Origin of the sequence: Edwardsiella piscicida (genome assembly GCF_021733145.1) — a bacterium.
Lineage (GTDB): Bacteria > Pseudomonadota > Gammaproteobacteria > Enterobacterales > Enterobacteriaceae > Edwardsiella > Edwardsiella piscicida.
The window spans coordinates 3,348,247-3,371,954 of sequence record NZ_CP090968.1; the positions used below are offsets into that span (position 1 = coordinate 3,348,247).

At 59.4% G+C, this 23,708-nt stretch carries 15 protein-coding genes, 2 tRNA genes and 2 rRNA genes; 3 read left to right on the forward strand and 16 right to left on the reverse strand.

All coding sequences use genetic code 11. The annotated features are described in order from the left end of the window. Nucleotides 1-22: 22 nt before the first annotated feature. The 4 genes from hydA to ygeW all read right to left on the reverse strand — a co-directional run bounded on the left by hydA (nt 23) and on the right by ygeW (nt 5,211). A complete protein-coding gene (hydA, locus tag L1P05_RS15200) occupies nt 23-1,408 on the reverse strand; it encodes a dihydropyrimidinase (protein ID WP_012849985.1) in 1,386 nt (461 codons plus the stop codon). A 59-nt stretch (nt 1,409-1,467) separates the two neighbouring features. Then, nucleotides 1,468-2,685, reverse strand: a complete 1,218-nt coding sequence (locus L1P05_RS15205) for a YgeY family selenium metabolism-linked hydrolase (protein WP_012849986.1) — start codon at nt 2,683-2,685, stop codon at nt 1,468-1,470. Nucleotides 2,686-2,751: 66 nt separating this feature from the next. Then, nucleotides 2,752-3,951 carry a diaminopropionate ammonia-lyase gene (gene dpaL, locus L1P05_RS15210; RefSeq protein ID WP_012849987.1) on the reverse strand — a complete coding sequence of 400 codons (1,200 nt, stop codon included), beginning with the start codon at nt 3,949-3,951 and terminating at the stop codon, nt 2,752-2,754. Between the two features lie 72 nt (nt 3,952-4,023). After that, on the reverse strand, nt 4,024-5,211 hold the full coding sequence (gene ygeW, locus L1P05_RS15215) for a knotted carbamoyltransferase YgeW (protein ID WP_012849988.1): 1,188 nt from the start codon (nt 5,209-5,211) through the stop codon (nt 4,024-4,026). A 547-nt stretch (nt 5,212-5,758) separates the two neighbouring features. Here ygeW and L1P05_RS15220 point away from each other — a divergent pair. Next, nucleotides 5,759-7,543 carry a sigma-54 interaction domain-containing protein gene (locus L1P05_RS15220; RefSeq protein WP_015462399.1) on the forward strand — a complete coding sequence of 595 codons (1,785 nt, stop codon included), beginning with the start codon at nt 5,759-5,761 and terminating at the stop codon, nt 7,541-7,543. Between the two features lie 37 nt (nt 7,544-7,580). Here the strand turns inward: L1P05_RS15220 and L1P05_RS15225 are convergent, their stop codons facing one another. Both L1P05_RS15225 and L1P05_RS15230 read right to left on the reverse strand, forming a co-directional pair. Further along, on the reverse strand, nt 7,581-7,910 hold the full coding sequence (locus tag L1P05_RS15225) for a hypothetical protein (protein ID WP_012849992.1): 330 nt from the start codon (nt 7,908-7,910) through the stop codon (nt 7,581-7,583). 128 nt (nt 7,911-8,038) lie between these two features. Further along, nucleotides 8,039-8,599 carry a single-stranded DNA-binding protein gene (locus L1P05_RS15230; RefSeq protein ID WP_012849993.1) on the reverse strand — a complete coding sequence of 187 codons (561 nt, stop codon included), beginning with the start codon at nt 8,597-8,599 and terminating at the stop codon, nt 8,039-8,041. Nucleotides 8,600-8,826: 227 nt separating this feature from the next. Here L1P05_RS15230 and uvrA point away from each other — a divergent pair, with 227 nt between their 5' ends. Further along, complete coding sequence (uvrA, locus tag L1P05_RS15235) at nt 8,827-11,658, forward strand: excinuclease ABC subunit UvrA (RefSeq protein ID WP_012849994.1); 2,832 nt, start codon at nt 8,827-8,829, stop codon at nt 11,656-11,658. 86 nt (nt 11,659-11,744) lie between these two features. Here the strand turns inward: uvrA and L1P05_RS15240 are convergent, their stop codons facing one another. The 3 genes from L1P05_RS15240 to L1P05_RS15250 all read right to left on the reverse strand — a co-directional run bounded on the left by L1P05_RS15240 (nt 11,745) and on the right by L1P05_RS15250 (nt 13,878). After that, nucleotides 11,745-12,089 carry an MmcQ/YjbR family DNA-binding protein gene (locus L1P05_RS15240; protein WP_015462401.1) on the reverse strand — a complete coding sequence of 115 codons (345 nt, stop codon included), beginning with the start codon at nt 12,087-12,089 and terminating at the stop codon, nt 11,745-11,747. Beyond that, nucleotides 12,082-12,510 (reverse strand): secondary thiamine-phosphate synthase enzyme YjbQ, encoded by a 429-nt coding sequence (locus tag L1P05_RS15245; RefSeq protein WP_012849996.1) that lies wholly within the window; start codon nt 12,508-12,510, stop codon nt 12,082-12,084. Before L1P05_RS15245 ends, L1P05_RS15240 begins: the two co-directional genes overlap by 8 nt. Nucleotides 12,511-12,672: 162 nt before the next feature. Further along, complete coding sequence (locus L1P05_RS15250; protein ID WP_012849997.1) at nt 12,673-13,878, reverse strand: amino acid aminotransferase; 1,206 nt, start codon at nt 13,876-13,878, stop codon at nt 12,673-12,675. Between the two features lie 253 nt (nt 13,879-14,131). On the opposite strand from L1P05_RS15250, the gene dkgA reads away from it, so the two are divergent. Continuing rightward, nucleotides 14,132-14,962, forward strand: a complete 831-nt coding sequence (gene dkgA, locus L1P05_RS15255) for a 2,5-didehydrogluconate reductase DkgA (protein ID WP_012849998.1) — start codon at nt 14,132-14,134, stop codon at nt 14,960-14,962. 52 nt (nt 14,963-15,014) lie between these two features. Here the strand turns inward: dkgA and L1P05_RS15260 are convergent, their stop codons facing one another. The 7 genes from L1P05_RS15260 to L1P05_RS15290 all read right to left on the reverse strand — a co-directional run bounded on the left by L1P05_RS15260 (nt 15,015) and on the right by L1P05_RS15290 (nt 23,687). After that, complete coding sequence (locus tag L1P05_RS15260) at nt 15,015-17,279, reverse strand: YgiQ family radical SAM protein (protein ID WP_012849999.1); 2,265 nt, start codon at nt 17,277-17,279, stop codon at nt 15,015-15,017. Between the two features lie 150 nt (nt 17,280-17,429). Next, complete coding sequence (gene metA / locus L1P05_RS15265; RefSeq protein WP_012850000.1) at nt 17,430-18,359, reverse strand: homoserine O-acetyltransferase MetA; 930 nt, start codon at nt 18,357-18,359, stop codon at nt 17,430-17,432. Nucleotides 18,360-18,513: 154 nt separating this feature from the next. Continuing rightward, on the reverse strand, nt 18,514-19,674 hold the full coding sequence (gene ampC / locus L1P05_RS15270) for a class C beta-lactamase (RefSeq protein WP_041692555.1): 1,161 nt from the start codon (nt 19,672-19,674) through the stop codon (nt 18,514-18,516). Between the two features lie 531 nt (nt 19,675-20,205). Beyond that, a 5S ribosomal RNA gene (gene rrf / locus L1P05_RS15275) occupies nt 20,206-20,321 on the reverse strand. Between the two features lie 90 nt (nt 20,322-20,411). After that, nucleotides 20,412-23,319 (reverse strand): 23S ribosomal RNA (locus L1P05_RS15280). 161 nt (nt 23,320-23,480) lie between these two features. Next, a tRNA-Ala gene (locus L1P05_RS15285) sits at nt 23,481-23,556 on the reverse strand. A gap of 54 nt (nt 23,557-23,610) precedes the next feature. Further along, a tRNA-Ile gene (locus L1P05_RS15290) sits at nt 23,611-23,687 on the reverse strand. Nucleotides 23,688-23,708: the final 21 nt, after the last annotated feature.

Sequence of the window (23,708 nt, forward strand, 5' to 3'; positions counted from 1 at the left end):
TATGCGGGCGCAGCCGTACTGCTTATACCGGTGCCTGAAACGCCTTTCGCTTCAGGAAACGCCCGCGCCCCGGCTCGGCGCTAAACTCGCCCTCACTAAAAATACGCTCGCCGCGCGCCAGGGTATGGCGAATAGCCCCCCGGCATACCATGCCCTCATAGGGGCTGTAGTCGGCGTTGTCATGTAAGTCGCAGTGACGCACCGTCGTCGTCCGGCGCGGATCGATTATCACCACATCGGCGTCGGCGCCCGGCGCGATCGCCCCCTTCTGCGGCCACAGCCCAAACAGGCGCGCCGGGGTCGCGCTGGTCAGCGACACGAAATGCGGCAGCGAGATACGTCCGGTCATGACCCCGGCGGAAAACAGCAGCAGCATCCGGTTTTCAACGCCCGGCAGGCCGTTGGGACAGCGGCTAAAGTTACCGCCGGAGAGCGCCAGCCGCTGGCGGTAGGGGAAGGTGCAGTGGTCGGTGGCCACCACGTCGATGGCGCCGTCGCTGATGCCACACCACAGCGCATCCTGTTCGCGCAGGTTGCGCAGCGGTGGGCTGAGAATAAACTTCAGGCCGTCTTCGCGCAGATAGCTGCGTTCATCCAGCAGCAGGTACTGCGGGCAGGTCTCGACCCACACCGGCTGATGGCGCGCGCGGGCCAGACGCAGATAGTCCAGCCCCAGTCCGTTGGACAGGTGAACGATATACAGCGGCGCGTTCCCCGCCAGCTGCGCCAGATTGATCATGCGCGCAATGGCCTCCGCCTCGCACTCCAGCGGACGGCTGCGGGCATGGAAGATCGGCGCGACCTGACCGTTGGTCAGATAATGGGCGCGTCGCTGGGCGATGGCGGCATCGTTTTCCGGGTGCACCGTGGTCAGCGCGCCGACCTGATGCAGACGGCGCAGCGCGCGCAGCACCGCATCGTCGTCCAGCTTAAAGCCGTAGGTCAGATAGAGCTTAAAGCTGCTGATCCCCTCCTCCTGCACCATCGAGGCCATTTCGTCGAGGATCGCCGCATCAATATGCTGGATTACGCCGTGAAAGCCGTAGTCGATCACCGCCTTGTCCGCGGCGTAGCCGTGATAGGCCGCCAGCTGGTGATGCAGAGAGCAGCCCTTCGGGCCAAAGCCCATATGGTCGATAATGGTTGTTGTACCGCCACACGCCGCCGCGCGGGTACCGGTAAAAAAATCATCACAGCTGCGGGCCAGGCCGACATCGATATTAAAGTGGGTGTGTACGTCCACCCCGCCGGGCATCACGTAGCAACCTTCGGCGTCGATCACTTCGTCCGCCTCATCCTCCGACAGGCCGGGATCCAGGCGGCTGATAATGCCGTGTTCGATCAGCACGTCCGCGCGCCGTTCGCCGTCGTGATTCACCACCGTGCCGTTTTTGATCAGGCTTTTCATCGTCGTGACTCCGCAAAGAGACCCCGGCACGCACGGTGCCGGGGAAGATAGCGTCAGGATTACTTCTTCAGCTGCTCAAGATAGGTCAGCGGGATGGCGGCATACATCGCCGCGCAGGTCACCAGGTGATCCTTCCAGGTTTTCTCGTTCGGCGCGTGCGCCTCCGGCTCTTTGCCCGGACCAAAGCCGATCACCGGGATACCGTGGCGGCCCATGATGGAAACGCCGTTGGTAGAGAAGGTCCACTTATCGACCACCGGCTGCTTATGGAACAGCCCCTGGTAGGCCCGGCTCAGGGTTTTCACCGTGACATGATCCTCTTCAACCTTCCAGGTGGGGAAGTAGCACTCGGTCGGGTAGACCAGCCCGGTGTAGGAGGGACGATCGTAGTTATACATGGAGACGGTGGCGTTAGCCGCCTGCACCGCCGGCAGCGCACGGATCTCCTCCAGCGCCCCTTCCCAGGTCTCGCCCCAGGTCAGGCGACGGTCGATGGAGACGGCGCAGCTATCGGCCACGGCGCAGCGGCTCGGTGAGGTAAAGAAGATCTCGGATACCGTCAGGGTTCCCTTACCAAGGAATTCGTCGTACCCCAGGCTCTGCGACAGCTCCTGCAGTTCGTTGAGGATCGGCCCCATCTTGAAGATGGCGTTGTCGCCGCGCTCCGGCGCGGAGCCATGGCAGCTGACGCCCTGCACGTCGATGCGGATCTCCATGCGTCCGCGCTGGCCGCGGTAGATCTGGCAGTCGGTCGGCTCGGTGCTGACCACGAACTCCGGACGGATCTTGGACTGCTCGATGATGTACTGCCAGCACAGGCCGTCGCAGTCCTCCTCTTGAACGGTACCGGTCACCAGCAGGGTATACTGATCCTCCAGCCCCAGATCCTTGATGATCTTACCGGCATACACCATGGAGGCCATGCCGCCTTCCTGATCCGACGCGCCGCGCCCGCCGATCAGATCGTCGGTCTCCATCCCCTCATAGGGGTCGAAGGTCCAGTTTTTGATGTTGCCGATGCCGACGGTGTCGATGTGGGCATCCATGGCGATCAGGTGCGGACCGTGGCCCACATAGCCCAGCACGTTGCCCATCGGGTCGATCTCAACCCGATCGAAGCCCACCTTCTCCATCTCTTCTTTGATGCGCTGCACGACGCGCTTTTCATCACAGCTTTCACTGGGGATGGCAATCATGTCGCGCAGGAAACGGGACATGTCGTCTTTATACTGATGCGCCTTCTCCAGAATCATATCGAACGGAACTTGCTTAGCCATTATATTCTTCTCCAGTGGTGATCCCCCCGCCAGGCGGGGAGCATGAATTCAACGATGCCCCCGCGCTTATTCACACGCCGGGTATTTCCCTTCCCAAACCACTTCACGGTAGTGCTTCACATCGGTGTCCCCTTCGGTGCTGATCAGCAGCACCACGGAGTCACGGTTCAGCCCCAGCGTCTTCATAAGCTCTTCGCGGCGCGGATGGTGATGGACGGCGGCCAGAACCCCCAGGCCGACGGCGCCCGACTCGCCGGAGATAATGCGGGCATCCTGACCCAGCGGGTTGCCCAGCACACACATGCCCAGCGCCGCCACCTTATCCTGGCAGGAGATAAACTGGGTGGCGCAATTACGCAGCAGCGGCCAGCCCAGCGGGTTAGGTTCGCCGCAGGCCAGGCCGGCCATGATGGTGGCCATGTCGCCGCCGACGTTGACGATCTCGCCCTTCACTCCGGAGCGGAACACGCAGTCCGCCAGATCCGGCTCGACGATCACCGAGTGCAGGTTCTGCGCACCGTAGACGTCGACCAGGTAGCCCAGCACCCCGCCGGCCATGGCGCCCACGCCGGCCTGCAGGAAGACGTGGGTCGGACGGGCAATACCCATCTGCGTCATCTGCTCTACCGCTTCATCCGCCAGCGTGGCATACCCCTGCATGATCCAGGTTGGGATCTTGGTGTAGCCCTCCCAGGCGGTATCCTGTACCACCTCCCAGCCGCGCTCCTGCGCCGTCTTCATGGTCAGACGCACGGTGTCGTCATAGTTCATGTCCGTGACGATGCACTCGGCACCCAGGTTACGGATATGCTCCACGCGTTCGCGCGCCGATCCCTTGGGCATGTACACCACGGCATGCTGCCCCAGCTGCTGCGCCGCCCAGGCCACGCCGCGGCCGTGGTTGCCGTCGGTGGTGGTGGCAAAGGTCATCCGCTCGGTCAGGGTGGACTTGAGCTTCTCGAAGGAGAATTCATTGATATCCATGTGATACTTTTCGCACAGCAGGCGTGCAATGGCGTAAGCGCCCCCCAACATCTTGAAGGCGTTCAGGCCAAAGCGCTGCGACTCATCCTTCACCAGGATCTTGCCGATGCCAAACAGGTGCGACAGTTCATCCAGGGCATACAGCGGCGTTGGACGGTAGCCGGTGATTTTTTTATGAAAGGCCCGCGCTTTCTGCGCTTCTGCGCGGGAGAACAGTGGCGACGTTTCACCATTGAAGAAACGGTTTTGCGCAATATCCACCTTCAGCGAGAAAACAGACATAACCCAACCTCATCCATCGAATAAGAAATCCGCGCTGGCGGAGAGGCCGGCCGACTCGACCGGCCGACGGTGTTACTTAATACGCTTCTGGGCTTCCTTGAGCAGCTGCTCCAGCACCAGGCCCGGTTTGGGGAATTTACGGGCGACGATCATCGCGGCGATGATGTATGGCTTCCAGCTGGCCTCTTTATAGGTGGCGATGCGGTATTTCTCGAATACCCCTTCAGTCACCTCGCCCTCCTCACAGGAGACGCCGGAGATATCGGCCGGCAGACAGTGCATATACAGCGCTTCGCCGCCGCGGGTCAGCTTCATCATCTCTTCGGTGCAGTGCCAATCTTTATGGTTAGCGTTCTGCGCCAGGCACTGTTTCTCCAGCGCCTTCAGGCCATCGTGATCATTGGCGCGCAGCAGCTCGGTGCGCTGCTCCATCACCTTGTAAGGCGCCCAGGACTTGGGATACACAATATCCGCATCCTTGAAGGCCTCTTCCATGGAGCTCACCTGACGGAAGCTACCGCCGGACGCCTTGGCGTTATTGTGGGCGACCTCCACCACGTCAGGGATCAGGTCATAGCCTTCCGGGTGGGCCAGCGTGACGTCCATCCCGAAGCGGGTCATCAGGCCGATGATGCCCTGCGGCACGGACAGCGGCTTGCCATAGCTCGGAGAATAGGCCCAGGTCATGGCGATCTTCTTGCCCTTCAGGTTTTCCAGGCTGCCGAAGTGCTCACGCAGCCAGGCCAGATCGGCCATGGACTGCGTCGGGTGGTCGATGTCGCACTGCAGGTTGACCAGCGCCGGACGCTGCGGAAGAACGCCCTGCTCGTAGCCCTCATCCAACGCCGCGCCGACCTCACGCATGTAGGCGTTACCGGCGCCCAGGAACATATCGTCACGGATGCCGATGGCATCGGCGCAGAAGGAGATCATGTTGGCGGTTTCACGCACGGTCTCGCCGTGGGCGATTTGGGATTTACCCTCATCCAGATCCTGCTGGGCCAGACCCAGCAGGTTCAGAGCGGACGCATAGGAGAAACGGGTACGGGTCGAGTTATCGCGGAACACGGAGATACCCAGCCCGCTGTTAAAGATTTTGGTCGCGATATTTTCAGCGCGCATGGTCTTCAGCGCCTCGGCGACATCCAGCACCAGCTTCAGCTCCTCCGGACTCTGCTCCCAGGTCAGCAGAAAGTCCTTGTCATGAAGATTAGACTTGAGCGCGTTGATATCCTTGATAATTTCATTAACAGTTTTCATCGTATGGCCCTAATGATTAAATGACTGGCTACCTGACTAACCTGCTACGCCGCACAGGCGGTGAGAGTCCAACCTGCAAACAGTCGATAACAGCGACTGGCAATACTTAAACAATAACTGTGCCAAATTTGTTTTCTGCAGAGGGGCCAACGGAGATCCCATAACATTGTGCGAGAGCCATCACAAAATAGTGCTCATCGGCAGCGGAAAACGGCGGTTTTTATCTATTGAATGCATATTATCAGCAGAGTAAATACGCAGAAGACCGGCCGCAGCGGGAATATTTCCGCCCCCTTTCCCCGTAATCCTCAACCCATATTGATAACGTTAAGGGTGTATCTCTCATTTTGATAATAAAGTGTGATGGCTCTTACATATTTGTCGTATCGCGGGCGAAAAGAAACGCTTCTTTATCAAACTTCAATATTGCTGAGTTAGTATCATGCGATAAAAGAACACGCTTATGGCCTAATGGAATAGGTTCTAACATCAGCCAACATACCCGTAATGCAGGGTAACTGGTTAAGTGCTAAAGAAAGGTTCAATTATGACACCCGCAAACACTCAATCCGTTTTAATGCAGATCCAACCCACTATCCTGCGCTTTACCAAAATGCTCTCCAGCGTACTGCAGCTGGAGGTCGAGATCGTCGATGCCACCATGACGCGCGTCGCCGGCACCGGCCCCTACGGTAAATTCTTTGGCCGCAAGCTCAACAGCAACTCACGTCTGCTGCGCTATGTGCTCGATACCAAGCAGGAAAAGGTGGTGATCCGCTCCCGCTTCGATCCGGTCTGCGAGGGATGCAGCAGTAAGGACAACTGTAAGGAAAAGGCCTTTCTCGGGACGCCGATCCTGTTCCAGGGGAACTGCATCGGCGTTATCAGCCTGGTGGCCTTTACCCAGGAGCAGCAGGAGAGAATAAAGGATAATTTGCATGAGTTCTCCGATTATGTCCGGCATATATCCAACATATTTGTTTCTAAACTCTTGGAAAGCCAGGGCGGAAACGATGGCGCCAGCAAAATATTACTCAGCCTGATCGAGAATATGGATCAGGGCGTCTTGGTTCTGGATGAAAATAACCAGGCGCAGTTTGCCAATGCCACGGCATTAAAACAGCTGAATGCCATTAATGAGCAAGTTATTGGTAAGACATTTAATATTCGGCCGCTGACCTATCAACAGAACTATCTCAGCGGTCATCTGCAGCATATTGTCGCTTTCGATCAGCACCAAGAGCTGATTATCGGCCAGCTGCACGATATTCAGGACCACCAGCTCTTTTTGATGGCGTTCCATCAGTCCCACTCGCCGATGAACGTCGAGCTGAACCCCGACGATCCGCGCATCGAGCACTTGGTCGGAGAGTGCCGCCCAATGCGCAACCTGAAGCGGCTGATCAGCCGCATCGCGCCCAGCCCGTCGAGCGTACTGATCGTGGGCGAGAGCGGCACCGGTAAAGAGGTGGTGGCACGCGCCATCCACCAGCTCAGCGATCGCAATAACAAGCCGTTTATCGCCATCAACTGCGCCGCCATTCCGGATCAGCTGCTGGAGAGCGAGCTGTTCGGCTACGTGAAAGGCGCCTTCACCGGCGCCTCCGCCAACGGCAAAATGGGGCTGATCCAGGCCGCCAACCACGGAACGCTGTTTCTGGACGAAATCGGCGACATGCCGCTGACCCTACAGGCCAAACTGCTGCGCGCCATCGAGTCGCGTGAGGTACAGCCCATCGGCTCCAGCAGCCCCATCGCCGTCGATATTCGCATTATCTCCGCCACCAACCAAAACTTGGAACAGTACATCGCCGACGGTAAGTTTCGCGAAGACCTCTACTACCGCCTGAATGTGATCCCGATGGCGCTGCCGCCGCTGCGCGAGCGGCAGGGCGACATCGAGCTGCTGATCCACTACTTCCTTAACCTGCACACCAAGCGCATCGGCCTGGTCTATCCCGGCATTTCGCCGGAGGTCATGATGCTGCTCAAGCGCTACCGCTGGCCGGGCAACGTACGCGAGCTGAGTAACCTGATGGAGTACCTGATCAACGTCGTGCCCAGCGGCGAGGTGATCGACACCGCGCTGCTGCCGCCCAACCTGATCAACGGGCAGGTCACCCTGAACTATCGGGAAGATAACAGCGCCTATCAGAGCAGCGTAGCCTGCGGCGACGATCACGGCAGCACGGCGCTGGAGGAGATGGAAAAACAGATGATCCGCGAGGCGCTGGCGCGCTACAGCAACAAGAAGCAGGCGGCGGAGGAGCTGGGCATCGGCATTGCCACCCTCTATCGCAAGATAAAGAAGTACGAGCTAACGGCCGGTTGATACGCCGCGCGGCCCGTTTGCCCGGGCCGCCCGCCGCTTAGCCGTGCACCCAGAACAGCCCAAGGACAAACAGGCAAAACAGCAGCGGTAGCGCCAGCACCAGCAGCTCCGCCATTCGCTGCAGCGGGCGCAGCACCTCCTGCGGGGTTCGCGCCAGCGCGACGGCGCCGACCAGCAGCGCCAGCAGCGAGAGCGCGCCGGCGAAGGCGGCATCGGCCAGCAGTACCGTCATCTTCCAGCCGCTGTAGGCCTGCGGCGAGATCGCCGCCTGATGCTGCCCGGTCTCCAGCCACTGCCACAGCAGCAGTACCCAGGGCATCAGCCAGGCGCCGCTGCCGACCATCCAGGAAAGCCGTCGTAATACCATATGTTCTCCCTTATCCCATGACGCCCGTCTCTACGGAACGGTTATGCTGGGTGGTGTCCGCTCTCTGGCGGCAAAAATAGTAAAAAGCCCCGCGCTGCGGGGCTTTAAGGGGGAATACCCGCGCGTTATCAGAACGGGATATCGTCATCAAAGTCCATCGGCGGTTCGCTGCTCTGCGGCGCGGCTGGCTGGGCCGGCGCGGAATAGCCGCCCTGCTGTGACTGCTGACGCGGTGCCGACTGGCCACCGCTGAACGCGGCACCCTGCGACGGCTGCGGCTGCTGCGGCTGACCCCAGCCACCCTGCTGCCCCTGGTTGCCCATCGGTGCGCCGCCGCCCTGGCGACCACCCAGCATCTGCATGGAGCCGCTGATATCGACCACGACTTCCGTGGTGTAGCGATCCTGGCCGCTCTGATCCTGCCACTTACGGGTACGCAGCTGACCTTCGATGTACACCTGAGAGCCTTTGCGCAGGTACTCACCGGCGATCTCCGCCAGCTTGCCGTACAGCGCAACACGGTGCCATTCGGTGCGCTCTTTCTGCTCACCGGTCTGCTTGTCACGCCAGCTGTCAGAAGTTGCCAGCGTCAAATTGGCAACGGCGCCGCCGTTCGGCATATAGCGGACTTCCGGGTCCTGACCCAGATTCCCGATAAGAATCACTTTATTTACGCCTCTGCTGGCCATGTCGACTCTCCTGATGAAGTAAATTTATTCAGTCTAAACCGTAAATTCTAACACGCCAGCGACGCTTGAGCACTCATCATCGTTTTGTGCAGGCGTTCGAGATCCGGTTTAGGGCGCGCCACATCGGTTATCGAATACTGGATATCCATTCAGTTTCGGATATGTCATAATCATTGATCCAGCGTGTGCACGGTGAGATCGGTAACTGTTAATCCGGGAAGTAGGCAATGGATAAAATAGAAATACGCGGTGCTCGCACCCATAATCTCAAGAATATCAATCTGATTATCCCCCGCGACAAACTGGTGGTCATCACCGGTCTGTCCGGATCCGGCAAATCCTCTCTGGCGTTCGATACCCTGTATGCCGAAGGGCAGCGGCGCTACGTCGAATCCCTTTCTGCCTACGCCCGCCAGTTCCTGTCGCTGATGGAAAAACCGGACGTCGACCATATCGAGGGGCTATCTCCGGCCATCTCCATCGAGCAGAAATCCACCTCCCACAATCCAAGATCCACCGTGGGAACCATCACTGAAATTCATGACTACCTGCGCCTGCTGTTCGCCCGCGTCGGTGAGCCGCGCTGTCCACAGCACGGCACGCCGCTGGCGGCGCAGACCGTCAGCCAGATGGTGGACAACGTTCTGGCCCAGCCGGAGGGCAAACGCCTGATGCTGCTGGCCCCGATCATCAAGGATCGCAAAGGGGAGCACAGCAAGACGCTGGAAAATCTAGCGGCGCAGGGCTACATCCGCGCCCGGATCGACGGCGAGGTGTGCGATCTCTCCGATCCGCCGAAGCTGGAGCTGCAGAAAAAACACAGCATCGACGTGGTCGTCGATCGCTTCCGGGTGAAGGCCGATATGGCCCAGCGCCTGGCGGAGTCGTTTGAAACCACCCTGGAGCTCTCCGGCGGTAGCGCGGTGGTCGCCGATATGGACGATCCCCAGGCGGAAGAGATGCTATTTTCCGCCAACTTCGCCTGCCCGCTGTGCGGCTACAGCATGCGGGAGCTGGAGCCACGGCTGTTCTCCTTCAATAACCCGGCGGGCGCCTGCCCCACCTGCGACGGCCTCGGGGTACAGCAGTATTTCGATCCGGAGCGGGTGGTACAAAACGGCGAGCTGTCGCTGGCGGGCGGCGCCATTCGCGGCTGGGATCGCCGCAACTTCTACTATTTCCAGATGCTGCGCTCGCTGGCCGACCATTATCATTTTGATATTGAGGCACCCTTCGACTCTCTGGATGAAACGGTGCGCCACGTGGTGCTGTACGGCTCCGGCAAAGACGAGATCGAATTCAAGTACATTAACGATCGCGGCGATACCACCGTACGTCGTCACCCCTTCGAAGGGGTGCTGCACAATATGGAGCGCCGCTACAAAGAGACCGAGTCCAGCGCGGTGCGCGAGGAGCTGGCCAAATTCATCAGCAACCGTCCCTGCGCCGCCTGCGGCGGGACGCGCCTGCGTGAAGAGGCGCGCAACGTCTTCATTGAAGACACCACGCTGCCGCAGATAGCCGATCTCAGCATCGGCGCTGCGCTGCGCTTCTTCCACGGACTGGCGCTCGAGGGACAGCGCGCCAAAATCGCCGAGAAGGTGCTGAAAGAGATCGGCGAGCGCCTGCAGTTTTTGGTCAACGTCGGCCTGAACTACCTGAGTCTCTCCCGCTCCGCCGAGACCCTGTCCGGCGGCGAGGCGCAGCGTATTCGTCTGGCCAGCCAGATCGGCGCCGGGCTGGTCGGGGTGATGTACGTGCTCGATGAACCCTCCATCGGCCTGCATCAGCGCGATAACGAGCGCCTGCTCGATACGCTGATGCACCTGCGCAACCTGGGCAACACGGTGATCGTGGTCGAACACGACGAGGACGCCATCCGCGCCGCCGATCACATCATCGATATCGGCCCGGGCGCCGGGGTTCACGGCGGCGAGATCGTCGCCCAGGGTAACGTGGATCAGATCATGGCGACGCCGGGCTCCCTGACCGGACAGTACCTCAGCGGTCAACGGAAGATCGCCGTGCCCCGTCAGCGGGTCGCCGCCGATCCAACGCGGGTGCTCAAGCTGAGCGGCGCACGCGGCAATAACCTGAAAGAGGTGACCCTGACCCTGCCGGTCGGGCTGTTCACCTGCATCACCGGCGTCTCCGGCTCCGGCAAGTCCACCCTGATCAACGATACGCTGTTCCCCATCGCCCAGCGCCAGCTAAACGGCGCCACGCTGGGCGAACCGGCCCCCTACCGCAGCATCGAGGGGCTGGAGCATTTCGATAAGGTGATCGACATCGATCAGAGCCCCATCGGGCGAACCCCGCGCTCCAATCCGGCGACCTATACCGGCATCTTTACCCCGATCCGCGAGCTATTTTCCGGGGTGCCGGAGTCGCGGGCGCGCGGCTATACCCCGGGACGCTTCAGCTTTAACGTGCGCGGCGGGCGCTGTGAGGCCTGTCAGGGCGATGGGGTCATCAAGGTGGAGATGCACTTCCTGCCGGACATCTATGTGCCATGCGACCAGTGCAAGGGCAAGCGCTACAACCGTGAAACGCTGGAGATCAAGTACAAGGGCAAAAGCATCCACGAGGTGCTGGAAATGACCATTGAGGAGGCGCGCAGCTTTTTTGACGCCGTTCCTGCGCTGGCGCGTAAGCTGCAGACCCTGATGGACGTCGGCCTGGGCTATATTCGCCTAGGGCAGTCGGCCACCACCCTCTCCGGCGGCGAGGCTCAGCGGGTCAAACTCTCACGCGAGCTCTCCAAACGCGGCACCGGACAAACGCTGTATATCCTGGATGAACCGACCACCGGTCTGCACTTTGCCGACATTCAGCAGCTGCTGGCGGTACTGCACCAGCTGCGCGATCAGGGCAATACCATCGTGGTTATCGAGCACAATCTGGACGTGATCAAAACGGCGGACTGGATCGTGGATCTGGGGCCGGAAGGCGGCAGCGGCGGCGGCGAGATCTTGGTCGCCGGCACGCCGGAAACCGTCGCCCGCTGTGAAGCCTCCCATACGGCCCGCTTCCTGCGTCCGATCCTGGACAATGCCTAAGGAAACCTGACGGCGTGGAAAAACACGCCGTCATCCGCCCCTACGCCGGATGCCACGCACCGGCGATAGGTGCGCCGACGGAGGGGCTACTGTAGCGGGTGTACGTCGCTGGCCTGGTGCAGCGCCAGCTGATAGGAGCTATCCACCAGCTGATACAGCAGCGAGTCGTTGATCGCGCCGTCCAGAAACACGGTGCTCCAGTGCGCCTTGTTCAGCCGACGGCTCGGCACGATGTCTTTATGCAGGCTGCGTAGGCGGGTGGCCTGTTCGCAGCTGGTTTTCACCGCGACCGCCGGACGCCCTTCGCCGTTCTCAACCATGGCAAACAAAACACCGCCGACGCGCGCCTGATGCGTCCGCCAGCGATTTTGCAGGCTCTGCTGCGCGCCGGGCTTTGACAGGCAGTATTGCATAAAAGCCGAATCATTCATCAATCCTATCCCCTTGTATGGTTGCTACAATACGGCGCGCGCCGCCCTGTATGCGGTGTTCGCCAAGCCAAATACCCTGCCAGGTTCCAAGCTGTAACGCGCCCTGACGCACCGGCACCGTCAGCGAGACGCCCAGCAGAGACGACGCAATATGGGCGGGCATATCGTCCGCGCCTTCATCGTCGTGCGCATAGGGAGCGCCGTCCGGCACCGTGCGCGAAAAATAACCTTCCATGTCATAGCGCACTGTGGGATCACAGTTTTCATTGAGGGTAAGCGACGCAGAGGTGTGCTGTAACAGCAGGTGCAACAACCTGACCCGCACCTGACGCAGCGCGGGCAGGCCGGCAATAATCTCGGCAGTAATCAGGTGGAAACCACGCGGTCTCGCCCGCAGAACCAGGGTATGCTGATACCACATCTTGCGACGTCCTCAATAAGTATATTCTTTGTACAGCCGGCAGCAAGAAAACGCAGCGGAAAGTTCTGTAAAGATAGCCAGACGCCGCGTCAGTAACGCGTAGACAAGGGGAGATACGCGTTACTAAACGCAGAATCTACGCAGCGTCCGCCCGCGCGGCCGCTATTCCTGCGACGCCATGACGCGAACCAGCGCGGCGGCCACGCGATCGAGGTTGCCTTCGTTGAGTCCCGCCATGCACATGCGCCCGCTGCCGACCAGGTAAACGCCATCGCGCCGGCGCAGATCGCCGACCTGCTGCGCACTGAGTCCGGTATAGCTGAACATGCCTCGCTGCTGACACAGGTAGTCAAAGCGGCGCGACGGCAGCGCCAGGTTGAGGTGCGACGCCAGCCGCTCGCGCATGGCGATGATGCGCAGGCGCATCGCCTCGACCTCTTCGCGCCACTGGCGCTGTAACGCGGCGTCATTCAGCACGGCGGCCACCAAGGCGGCGCCGTGCAGCGGCGGGCTGGAGTAGTTGCGCCGCACCGTCGCTTTCAGTTGCCCCAGCACCCGCCCGGCCTCGGCCTCATCGCTGCACATGACCGATAGACCGCCGACGCGCTCGCCGTACAGCGAGAAAATTTTAGAGAACGAGTTGCTGACCAAGCAGGGCAGCCCTGCGGCGGCCATCGTCCTGATAGCATAGGCATCCTGCTCCATGCCGCCGCCGAACCCCTGATAGGCGATATCCAGAAACGGGATCAGCGCCCGACGTCGCAGCAGCGACACCAGACTATCCCACTGCGCCGGCGTCAGATCCGAACCGGTGGGATTATGACAGCAGGGGTGAAGCAGCACGATGCTGTGGGACGGCAGCTGTTCCAGCGTCGCCAGCATGGCATCGAAGCAGACGCCCAGCGTCTGAGGGTCAAAATAGGGATAGCGATGCACCCGGAACCCTGCGCCCTCGAAAATCGCGATATGATTCTCCCAGGTCGGATCGCTGACCCAGACCTCGGCCCGTGGAAAATATCGCCGCAGAAAGTCCGCGCCCACCTTGAGCGCGCCTGAGCCCCCCAGGGTCTGGATGGTCGCCACCCGCCGCGCGCGTAGCGCGGGATGATCGTCCCCCAGCAGCAGCGACTGCACCGCGCTGCGGTAGTCTGCCATCCCCTCCATCGGCAGATAGAGCGGTGCCGCCGGCGCCGCGGCGTTCAGCCGGGCCAGCGCCGTAGCGACAGAGGCCAGCATCGGCACCTCGCCCCGCTGGTCATAGTACAGGCCGATGCTCAGATTCACTTTGTGCGCGCGGGCGTCCCGCTGATAGCTCTCCATCAGGGAGAGGATCGGATCGCCGGCATAGTCATCTACATGTTCAAACACGGGGGCTCCTTGTTAGCGCGGTCCTAGGGTAAGGGATCCGTCACCGACGGCAGCCCGGCACCGGCCGTGGCGGCGTACCGGGGCAGCACCTCGGTGCGCTCCACGTCATAACATACCCTTAACCGAAGGGAAAACACCAGCGTGGTCACGCTCTCGCTGCGCCGCCTCTGCGCGGAGATCCATAGCTGAGATGAATATGCTAAGGTGAAAATCTGACGATATATTCCCCACCCATCCGCAACGGAGATGCCCCATGTCCACCCCTCCTTTTATTACGCTGAATGACGGTAACCGCATTCCCCAGCTGGGACTCGGCGTCTGGCAGGTCAGCGATACGCTGGCCCGTGACGTGGTCAGCGAGGCGCTGCGCGTCGGCTATCGCGCCATTGATACCGCCGCGATCTATGGCAATGAGAGCGGCGTCGGCCAGGCGCTGCAGCAAAGCGGTCTGGCACGAGAGTCGCTGTTTATCACCACTAAGCTGTGGAACGCGGACCACATGGCGGTCGATAAGGCGTTCCACGCCAGCCTGCATAAGCTGCGCCTTGAGTATGTTGATCTGTACCTGATCCACTGGCCGATGGCGCTGCAGGATACCTTTGTTCACGCCTGGCGTCGGCTGATCGACCTGCGGCGTCAGGGCGTGGTTAAAAGCATCGGGGTGTGCAACTTCAACATTGCCCATCTCCAGCGCCTGCTGGACGAAACCGGCGTGGTGCCGACCATCAACCAAATTGAGCTACACCCGCTGATGCAGCAGCGGGAGCTGCAGTCATGGAATAGTCACCACGGTATTGCCACGGAGGCCTGGAGCCCACTGGCGCAGGGGGGAGAGGGCGTATTTGACGCGGAGCCGATCCGTCGTTTGGCGGCCAAATATGGCAAGACACCGGCGCAGATCGTGATCCGCTGGCATCTGGACAGCGGGAGGATCGTGATCCCCAAAACGGTCTCGGCCATGCGTCTTAAGGAAAATATCGACGTATTTGACTTTACGCTGGAGGCGGCTGAACGGGCGCAGATCGCTCGCCTAGAGTGTGGCAAGCGCTTAGGCTCCGATCCCGCCACCTATATGCGCCTGTAGGCGGTGAGCACAGCCCTGATGCTAAGGCATCAGGGCTATTTTGGCTGGGGCATTAGCGCGGCTTTTTCGCCTGCCCGGCAGGACGCGCCGGACGGGCGTTACGCCCTTCGGGGCGAGCAGGACGGCCATTATTTCCCTTTCCGCCCGAGCGGGGCGCGGGCTGCGCGGCGCCCTTCGCGGCCCCGCGCGTTGCCGGTCGTCCCGTCCCCTGAGGATGAGCGCCGGTATGCTTGGTCATGGCCGGCGTCATGTTGCGCTGATAGCCGCGGCGCGCGGCGCGCTGCTCCTCCAGCGTCGGCGCAGGCACCAGACACTCGCGACGATTGCCGATCAGGTGCTGTAGCCCCATCTCCTCCAGCGCGGCGCGGATCATCGGCCAGTTAGCCGGATCGTGATAGCGCAGCAGCGCCTTGTGCAGCCTGCGCTGGCGCTCGCCCTTCGGCACCACCACATCCTCGCTCTTATAGTCCACCTTGGCCAGCGGGTTCTTACCGGTGTAATACATGGTGGTCGAGTTGGCCAGCGGTGACGGATAGAAGTTCTGCACCTGATCGAGGCGGAAGCGGTGCTGCTTTAGCCACAGCGCCAGATTGACCATATCCTCATCCCGGGTTCCCGGGTGCGCGGAGATAAAGTAGGGGATAAGGTACTGCTCTTTCCCGGCCTGTTTCGAATAGGCGTCAAACAGCTCCTTAAAGCGATAGTAGCTGCCCATCCCCGGCTTCATCATCTTGGACAGCGGCCCTTCTTCCGTATGCTCCGGCGCGATCTTCAGATAGCCGCCGACGTGGTGCGTGGCCAGCTCTTTGATATAGCGCGGATCCTGTACCGCCAGATCGTAGCGCACCCCGGAGGCGATCAGGATCTTCTTCACCCCCTGCAGATCGCGGGCGCGCCGGTAGAGATTAATGGTCGGCTCATGGTTGGTGTCCATATGACGACAGATATCCGGATAGACGCAGGAGGCGCGGCGGCAGGTCTGCTCCGCGCGCGGCGACTGGCAGCGCAGCATATACATATTGGCGGTCGGACCGCCCAGATCGGAGATGATACCGGTAAATCCGGGGACCTTATCGCGGATCTCTTCGATCTCACGAATGATGGAGTCCTCGGAGCGGCTCTGGATGATGCGGCCCTCGTGCTCAGTGATCGAGCAGAAGGCGCAGCCGCCGTAGCAGCCGCGCATAATGTTGACGGAGAAGCGGATCATGTCATAGGCCGGCAGGCGGGCCTTGCCGTAAGCGGGATGCGGCACGCGCTGGAACGGCAGCGCATAGACGCTGTCCATCTCCTCGGTGCTCAGCGGGATCGCCGGCGGGTTGACCCACACGTAGCGATCGCCGTGCTTCTGCATCAGGGCTCGGGCACAGCCGGGGTTCGTCTCATGGTGCAAAATACGCGAGGCGTGGGCATACATCACCTTATCGCCCTTCACCTTCTCAAACGACGGCAGCAGCACATAGGTCTTCTCCCACGGCTTTGGCTTAGGCGCGCGTACGCTGATCGGCGTCGCCTCATCCGCGGCCTTGGGCGAGCAGGCCAAATCGTCGCCGTAGGGGTTTGGAATGGGATCAATCCGCCCCGGCATGTCGATACGGGTCGAATCCACCCCGCTCCAGCCCGGCAGGGCCTCTTTGCGCATGATGGCGGTATTGCGCACGTCGCAGATAGAGGCGATGGGCTCGCCCGCCGCTAAACGGTGCGCGACCTCGACCAGCGGGCGCTCGCCGTTGCCATACATCAGCATATCCGCCTTGGCATCCACCAACACAGAGCGGCGCACCGTATCCGACCAATAGTCATAGTGCGCCACGCGGCGCAGGCTGGCCTCGATACCCCCAAGGATCACTGGGACATCGCTGAAAGCCTCTTTACAACGCTGGCTGTAGACCAGCGTGGCGCGATCCGGGCGCTTGCCGCCCTCGTTGTTCGGCGTATAGGCGTCATCGTGGCGCAGCTTACGATCGGCCGTATAGCGGTTAATCATCGAATCCATGTTCCCGGCGGTGACGCCAAAAAACAGGTTCGGCTTACCCAGACGCATAAAGTCGTCTTTGCTGGTCCAGTCCGGCTGAGCGATGATGCCGACCCGGAAACCCTGCGCCTCCAGCATGCGGCCAACAATCGCCATACCAAAGCTGGGATGATCCACGTAGGCATCCCCGGTCACGATGATAATGTCGCAGCTGTCCCAGCCTAGCTTATCCATCTCTGCACGCGACATCGGTAAAAAAGGCGCGGTGCCGAAACATTCGGCCCAATAAGGGGTATAGGAGAACAGATCGCGCTCCGGTTGGATCAGGCTGACACTACTCATGACGGTACTCTTGTATTGATAAGACAGGCAGGTCTGGTGAACAAATCATCAGGATCAGGGCGGCGATTATACGCATTACAGCGGAGAAATGTGAGGGTTATTTGTCATTCCCCCGTCTACTACTCCGCCCGGGGGAATGGCGCGCAGAGCTTACTCCAGGGTGGGATTCATCTGACGCAGATCGTAAGGGGTTATCTGGTAAACGCAGTAGTTCAACCAGTTACTGAACAGCAGGTGACCGTGACTGCGCCAGGTCGCCGACGGCGTACCGTCTGGGTTGTCGCGGGGAAAATAGTTGAACGGCAGCGCCGGCGCCAGGCCCGCGTGCAGATCGCGCCAATATTCCGCGCCCAGCGTGTGGGCGTCATACTCCGGATGGCCTGTCACAAACACCGTCCGCTTATCGGCGCTGGCAAACAGGTAGGCGCCGGCCTGCGCAGACTCGGCAAAAATCTGCAGATCGGTATGCGTGCGGATCGCCTGCGACGGAAAGTCGGCATAGCGCGAGTGCGGCGCCAAAAAGCCGTCGTCAAAGCCGCGGGTCAGCAGCGCCAGCGGATCGAGCGTCTGATGCTCATACACCCCGGAGAGCTTCTGCGTCCGCGTCATCTTAGGTAGCCCATACAGTACATTGAGCGCCGCCTGGGCGGCCCAGCAGACGAACAGGGTGGATGTCACGTGCGCCCGCGCCCAGGTAATAACCCGTACGATCTGCGACCAATAGGCAACATCGCCAAAGTCCACCTGCCCCAGCGGTGCGCCGGTCACGATAAGACCATCAAAGTTTTCCTGCTGAATATCCTCAAAATGGCAGTAAAAGTTATTCAGATGCTCCGTCGGCGTATTTTTTGACTCGCGCCGATCGATGCGCAGCAGCTGAATATCGATCTGCAGCGGCGAGTTCGACAGCAGACGCAGAAACTGATTTTCAGTCTCGATTTTCTTTGGCATCAGATTCAGCAGCAGCACCTTCAGCGGACGAATCTCCTGCACCGCGGCCCGAGAGTCGGTCATAACAAAGACATTTTCATTACGCAAAAAATTAACGGCGGGCAACGCGTCGGGGATCCTGATTGGCATAAACGCTCTCCTGCGGCGATCAAAGGCGATCCTTGTCCATTTGGACATCTAGATAGCTAAATTAATCAGTTTTACGCCGTTTGTACAGCGCCGGAGCGTTGAGAAATTTTCATCTAGAGTGCGTGCGGCACCGCGGCGCCGCACGCAGCGGACGTTACTGCAGCTGCTGCAGGATGGTATAGGCGGCCTGAACCCGCGCCGGGTTCGGGTAGTTTTTATTGGCCAACATCACGATCCCCAGCCGAGATCCGGGAATAAAGGCAATATAGGCGCCAAATCCATTGGTTGAACCGGTCTTATGTACCCAGGAAGCCGGTTGCGGCGGCGTCGGCGGCTCGATGAGATGGACTGGCTGCGGCTGCAGAGCGACCCGATTATCGCTACCGTCTATCAAGGTCTGCGCCTGCAGAGGCCAGCTGAGCATCTCCCAGCCGAGCCCTTGATACATCTCACCGGATTGGTAGTAGCGCGTCTGCGCCCGCAGCAAGGCCTGACGCAGCGTCGCCTGTGTCACCGCGGCGGGATCCAGATTAGCCTGTAGCCAGGTGGCCATATCCTGCGCGCTGGATTTAATTCCATAGGCCTCCTGCTCCAGCATACCCGGGCTCACGCGCAGGGCCTTACCCTCGCGGTATCCCCAGGCATATTCTCCCTCCGCGGCAGGCGGTACGCGGAAATAGGTATGCTTCAATCCCAGCGGCTGCAGCACCCAGCGTGTCATCGCCTGGCTAAAATCCATGCCGCTGGGCCGTACCGCCAGCATGCCAAAAAGGCCAATACTGGCGTTGGAGTAGCTGCGCATCGTTCCCGGAGCCCAGCGCGGCTGCCAGCGTTGATAAAAGTCGAGCAGCTGTGCCGTATCGGTAACGGCGTCGGGCACCTGCAGCGGCAGGCCGCCCGCGGTGTAGGTCGCCAGCTGCTGTAGGGTTATCGCCCGCCACTGCGGGCCATTTAACGCCGGCCATTGGGACGCGACCGTGTCCTGCAGGCGAATATCGCCACGCTGCAGCGCATAGCCACCCAGCACGCCGGTAAAGGTCTTGCTCACGGACCCCAGCTCAAACAGCGTTTGTGGCGTCACTGCCCGCCGGGTGGCCTTATCGGCGACGCCATAGCTGAAGTAGTAAGGGGTTCCCTGATAGATTACGGCCACGGCCATGCCGGGGATCTGCTGCTGCTGCATCAGCGCAGGGATCGTCTGTTTCACCGCCTCGGCGACCCGCATCTCTGCCGACGGCGGCGTAGACGCCTGGGCGCCCGAGGAGAGCAGCAGCGCGGAGAGCGCCAGCGTGCAGGATAATCGCGTGTTCATCATCACCAACTCATCATCAAAGCCAACGTTGAGTAGCCGTATCACGCCGATCCTGCTGCAGCGAAGCACGGCGGCAGATCTCGCCGACGGCGCGTCTGACCGAGCACGATAGCGATACGGGCATCGAATACGTACAGGAAAACGCATAGCGTACGCCGCTGCATTTAACGGTGTGAATAGTATTAGGTCAACCGATTTCCCTTAAGCCAGCGATAGCGCGCAGAGACAGGCGGGCTGTCCCTGCGGAGGAGCCCCGCCCACGGTAAGGCAAAAAGCCGCCGGGCGGATAAACCCAAGGCCCCGGCTTTCAGACGTCGCTTCCTCGACGCCCCGTCGCCCCGTCCTGTTCCACGGCCGTTGACGGTGGGGATCCTGTCCGTCGGCGCCCTTCAGGCTATCGCGCACGGCCTTCTCGCGACGTGCAGATGCGCGGCCGGCGCCGCGGTTTTCCTCGAGAGTCATCCGCTTCCCGGCAACACGCCGATAAACGAAAAGACCCCATGCTTTCGCATGAGGTCTTTTCGTTTGTTTGATGCCTGGCAGTTCCCTACTCTCGCATGGGGAGACCCCACACTACCATCGGCGCTACGGCGTTTCACTTCTGAGTTCGGCATGGGGTCAGGTGGGACCACCGCGCTATCGCCGCCAGGCAAATTCTGTTTTACCAACCGCCATCACTGGCCATCGGTATCAATCTTGAACAAGCTTCATTCGTCTCTCTAAAACACCTTCGGTGTTGTAAGGTTAAGTCTCACGGATCATTAGTACTGGTTAGCTCAACGTATCGCTACGCTTACACACCCAGCCTATCAACGTCTTAGTCTTAAACGTTCCTTCAGTGGACTCAAGGTCCAAGGGAAGACTCATCTCGAGGCAAGTTTCGCGCTTAGATGCTTTCAGCGCTTATCTTTTCCGCACGTAGCTACCGGGCAATGCAATTGGCATCACAACCCGAACACCAGCGGTGCGTCCACTCCGGTCCTCTCGTACTAGGAGCAGCCCCTCTCAATCTTCCAACGCCCACGGCAGATAGGGACCGAACTGTCTCACGACGTTCTAAACCCAGCTCGCGTACCACTTTAAATGGCGAACAGCCATACCCTTGGGACCTACTTCAGCCCCAGGATGTGATGAGCCGACATCGAGGTGCCAAACACCGCCGTCGATATGAACTCTTGGGCGGTATCAGCCTGTTATCCCCGGAGTACCTTTTATCCGTTGAGCGATGGCCCTTCCATTCAGAACCACCGGATCACTAAGACCTGCTTTCGCACCTGCTCGAGCCGTCACTCTCGCAGTCAAGCTAGCTTATGCCTTTGCACTAACCTCCTGATGTCCGACCAGGATTAGCTAACCTTCGTGCTCCTCCGTTACTCTTTGGGAGGAGACCGCCCCAGTCAAACTACCCACCAGACACTGTCCCTATCCCGGATCACGGGACCAGGTTAGAACATCAAACATTAAAGGGTGGTATTTCAAGGTCGGCTCCATGCAGACTGGCGTCCACACTTCAAAGCCTCCCACCTATCCTACACATCAAGGTTCAATGTTCAGTGTCAAGCTATAGTAAAGGTTCACGGGGTCTTTCCGTCTTGCCGCGGGTACACTGCATCTTCACAGCGAGTTCAATTTCACTGAGTCTCGGGTGGAGACAGCCTGGCCATCATTACGCCATTCGTGCAGGTCGGAACTTACCCGACAAGGAATTTCGCTACCTTAGGACCGTTATAGTTACGGCCGCCGTTTACTGGGGCTTCGATCAAGAGCTTCGCCTTGCGGCTGACCCCATCAATTAACCTTCCAGCACCGGGCAGGCGTCACACCCTATACGTCCACTTTCGTGTTTGCAGAGTGCTGTGTTTTTATTAAACAGTTGCAGCCAGCTGGTATCTTCGACTGGCTTCGGCTCCATCCGCGAGGGACTTCACCTACGTGCCAGCGTGCCTTCTCCCGAAGTTACGGCACCATTTTGCCTAGTTCCTTCACCCGAGTTCTCTCAAGCGCCTTGGTATTCTCTACCTGACCACCTGTGTCGGTTTGGGGTACGATTCAGTGTTATCTGGAGCTTAGAGGCTTTTCCTGGAAGCAGGGCATTAACCACTTCAGCACCGTAGTGCCTCGTCATCACGCCTCAGTGTTAAAGGTAACCGGATTTGCCAAGTTACCCCACCTACACGCTTAAACCGGGACAACCGTCGCCCGGCCGGTCTAGCCTTCTCCGTCCCCCCTTCGCAATAACACCAAGTACAGGAATATTAACCTGTTTCCCATCGACTACGCTTTTCAGCCTCGCCTTAGGGGTCGACTTACCCTGCCCCGATTAACGTTGGACAGGAACCCTTGGTCTTCCGGCGAGCGGGCTTTTCACCCGCTTTATCGTTACTTATGTCAGCATTCGCACTTCTGATACCTCCAGCAGCCCTCACAGGCCACCTTCGCAGGCTTACAGAACGCTCCCCTACCCAACAACGCCTAAGCGTCGCTGCCGCAGCTTCGGTGCATGGTTTAGCCCCGTTACATCTTCCGCGCAGGCCGACTCGACCAGTGAGCTATTACGCTTTCTTTAAATGATGGCTGCTTCTAAGCCAACATCCTGGCTGTCTATGCCTTCCCACATCGTTTCCCACTTAACCATGACTTTGGGACCTTAGCTGGCGGTCTGGGTTGTTTCCCTCTTCACGACGGACGTTAGCACCCGCCGTGTGTCTCCCGTGATAACATTCTTCGGTATTCGTAGTTTGCATCGGGTTGGTAAGTCGGGATGACCCCCTAGCCGAAACAGTGCTCTACCCCCGAAGATGAGTTCACGAGGCGCTACCTAAATAGCTTTCGGGGAGAACCAGCTATCTCCCGGTTTGATTGGCCTTTCACCCCCAGCCACAAGTCATCCGCTAATTTTTCAACATTAGTCGGTTCGGTCCTCCAGTTAGTGTTACCCAACCTTCAACCTGCCCATGGCTAGATCACCGGGTTTCGGGTCTATACCTTGCAACTAGACGCCCAGTTAAGACTCGGTTTCCCTACGGCTCCCCTATTCGGTTAACCTTGCTACAAAATATAAGTCGCTGACCCATTATACAAAAGGTACGCAGTCACACCCCGAAGGATGCTCCCACTGCTTGTACGTACACGGTTTCAGGTTCTATTTCACTCCCCTCGCCGGGGTTCTTTTCGCCTTTCCCTCACGGTACTGGTTCACTATCGGTCAGTCAGGAGTATTTAGCCTTGGAGGATGGTCCCCCCATATTCAGACAGGATAACACGTGTCCCGCCCTACTCATCGAACTCACAGCTGTGCACCTTCGTGTACGGGGCTATCACCCTGTATCGCGCGACTTTCCAGACGCTTCCACTAATGCACAAACTGATTCAGGTTCTGGGCTCTTCCCCGTTCGCTCGCCGCTACTAGGGGAATCTCGGTTGATTTCTTTTCCTCAGGGTACTTAGATGTTTCAGTTCCCCTGGTTCGCCTCGTTAAGCTATGTATTCACTTAACGATAGTGCAACGGATTGCACTGGGTTTCCCCATTCGGACATCGCCGGCTAATAACGCTTCATATCAGCTCACCGACGCTTATCGCAGATTAGCACGTCCTTCATCGCCTCTGACTGCCTAGGCATCCACCGTGTACGCTTAGTCACTTAACCTCACAACCCGAAGGTGTTTCACTTCGTGCTGTAAGCATTTGAGAGACTCTCGAATCACTTATTAAAAGCAATTCGATTGTTTTCGAATTTTCAGCTTGTTCCAGATTGTTAAAGAGCAAAATATTTCACAACATGCTGATTTCTCAGTATGTTCTGAAATATGGTGGAGCTATGCGGGATCGAACCGCAGACCTCCTGCGTGCAAAGCAGGCGCTCTCCCAGCTGAGCTATAGCCCCATGACTTTACTGCAATACCTTATAACCACCCTCCGCTTCACACAGGAAGGGAGTTGGTAGGCCTGAGTGGACTCGAACCACCGACCTCACCCTTATCAGGGGTGCGCTCTAACCACCTGAGCTACAAGCCTGCATAAGGTATTTGCTCGTGA

Excerpts from the sequence above, each read along its gene's own strand:
- hydA (WP_012849985.1), bottom strand. The coding sequence starts at position 1,408 with ATGAAAAGCCTGATCAAAAACGGCACGGTGGTGAATCACGACGGCGAA.
- L1P05_RS15205 (WP_012849986.1), bottom strand. The coding sequence starts at position 2,685 with ATGGCTAAGCAAGTTCCGTTCGATATGATTCTGGAGAAGGCGCATCAG.
- dpaL (WP_012849987.1), bottom strand. The coding sequence starts at position 3,951 with ATGTCTGTTTTCTCGCTGAAGGTGGATATTGCGCAAAACCGTTTCTTC.
- ygeW (WP_012849988.1), bottom strand. The coding sequence starts at position 5,211 with ATGAAAACTGTTAATGAAATTATCAAGGATATCAACGCGCTCAAGTCT.
- L1P05_RS15220 (WP_015462399.1), top strand. The coding sequence starts at position 5,759 with ATGACACCCGCAAACACTCAATCCGTTTTAATGCAGATCCAACCCACT.
- L1P05_RS15225 (WP_012849992.1), bottom strand. The coding sequence starts at position 7,910 with ATGGTATTACGACGGCTTTCCTGGATGGTCGGCAGCGGCGCCTGGCTG.
- L1P05_RS15230 (WP_012849993.1), bottom strand. The coding sequence starts at position 8,599 with ATGGCCAGCAGAGGCGTAAATAAAGTGATTCTTATCGGGAATCTGGGT.
- uvrA (WP_012849994.1), top strand. The coding sequence starts at position 8,827 with ATGGATAAAATAGAAATACGCGGTGCTCGCACCCATAATCTCAAGAAT.
- L1P05_RS15240 (WP_015462401.1), bottom strand. The coding sequence starts at position 12,089 with ATGAATGATTCGGCTTTTATGCAATACTGCCTGTCAAAGCCCGGCGCG.
- L1P05_RS15245 (WP_012849996.1), bottom strand. The coding sequence starts at position 12,510 with ATGTGGTATCAGCATACCCTGGTTCTGCGGGCGAGACCGCGTGGTTTC.
- dkgA (WP_012849998.1), top strand. The coding sequence starts at position 14,132 with ATGTCCACCCCTCCTTTTATTACGCTGAATGACGGTAACCGCATTCCC.
- L1P05_RS15260 (WP_012849999.1), bottom strand. The coding sequence starts at position 17,279 with ATGAGTAGTGTCAGCCTGATCCAACCGGAGCGCGATCTGTTCTCCTAT.
- metA (WP_012850000.1), bottom strand. The coding sequence starts at position 18,359 with ATGCCAATCAGGATCCCCGACGCGTTGCCCGCCGTTAATTTTTTGCGT.
- ampC (WP_041692555.1), bottom strand. The coding sequence starts at position 19,674 with ATGATGAACACGCGATTATCCTGCACGCTGGCGCTCTCCGCGCTGCTG.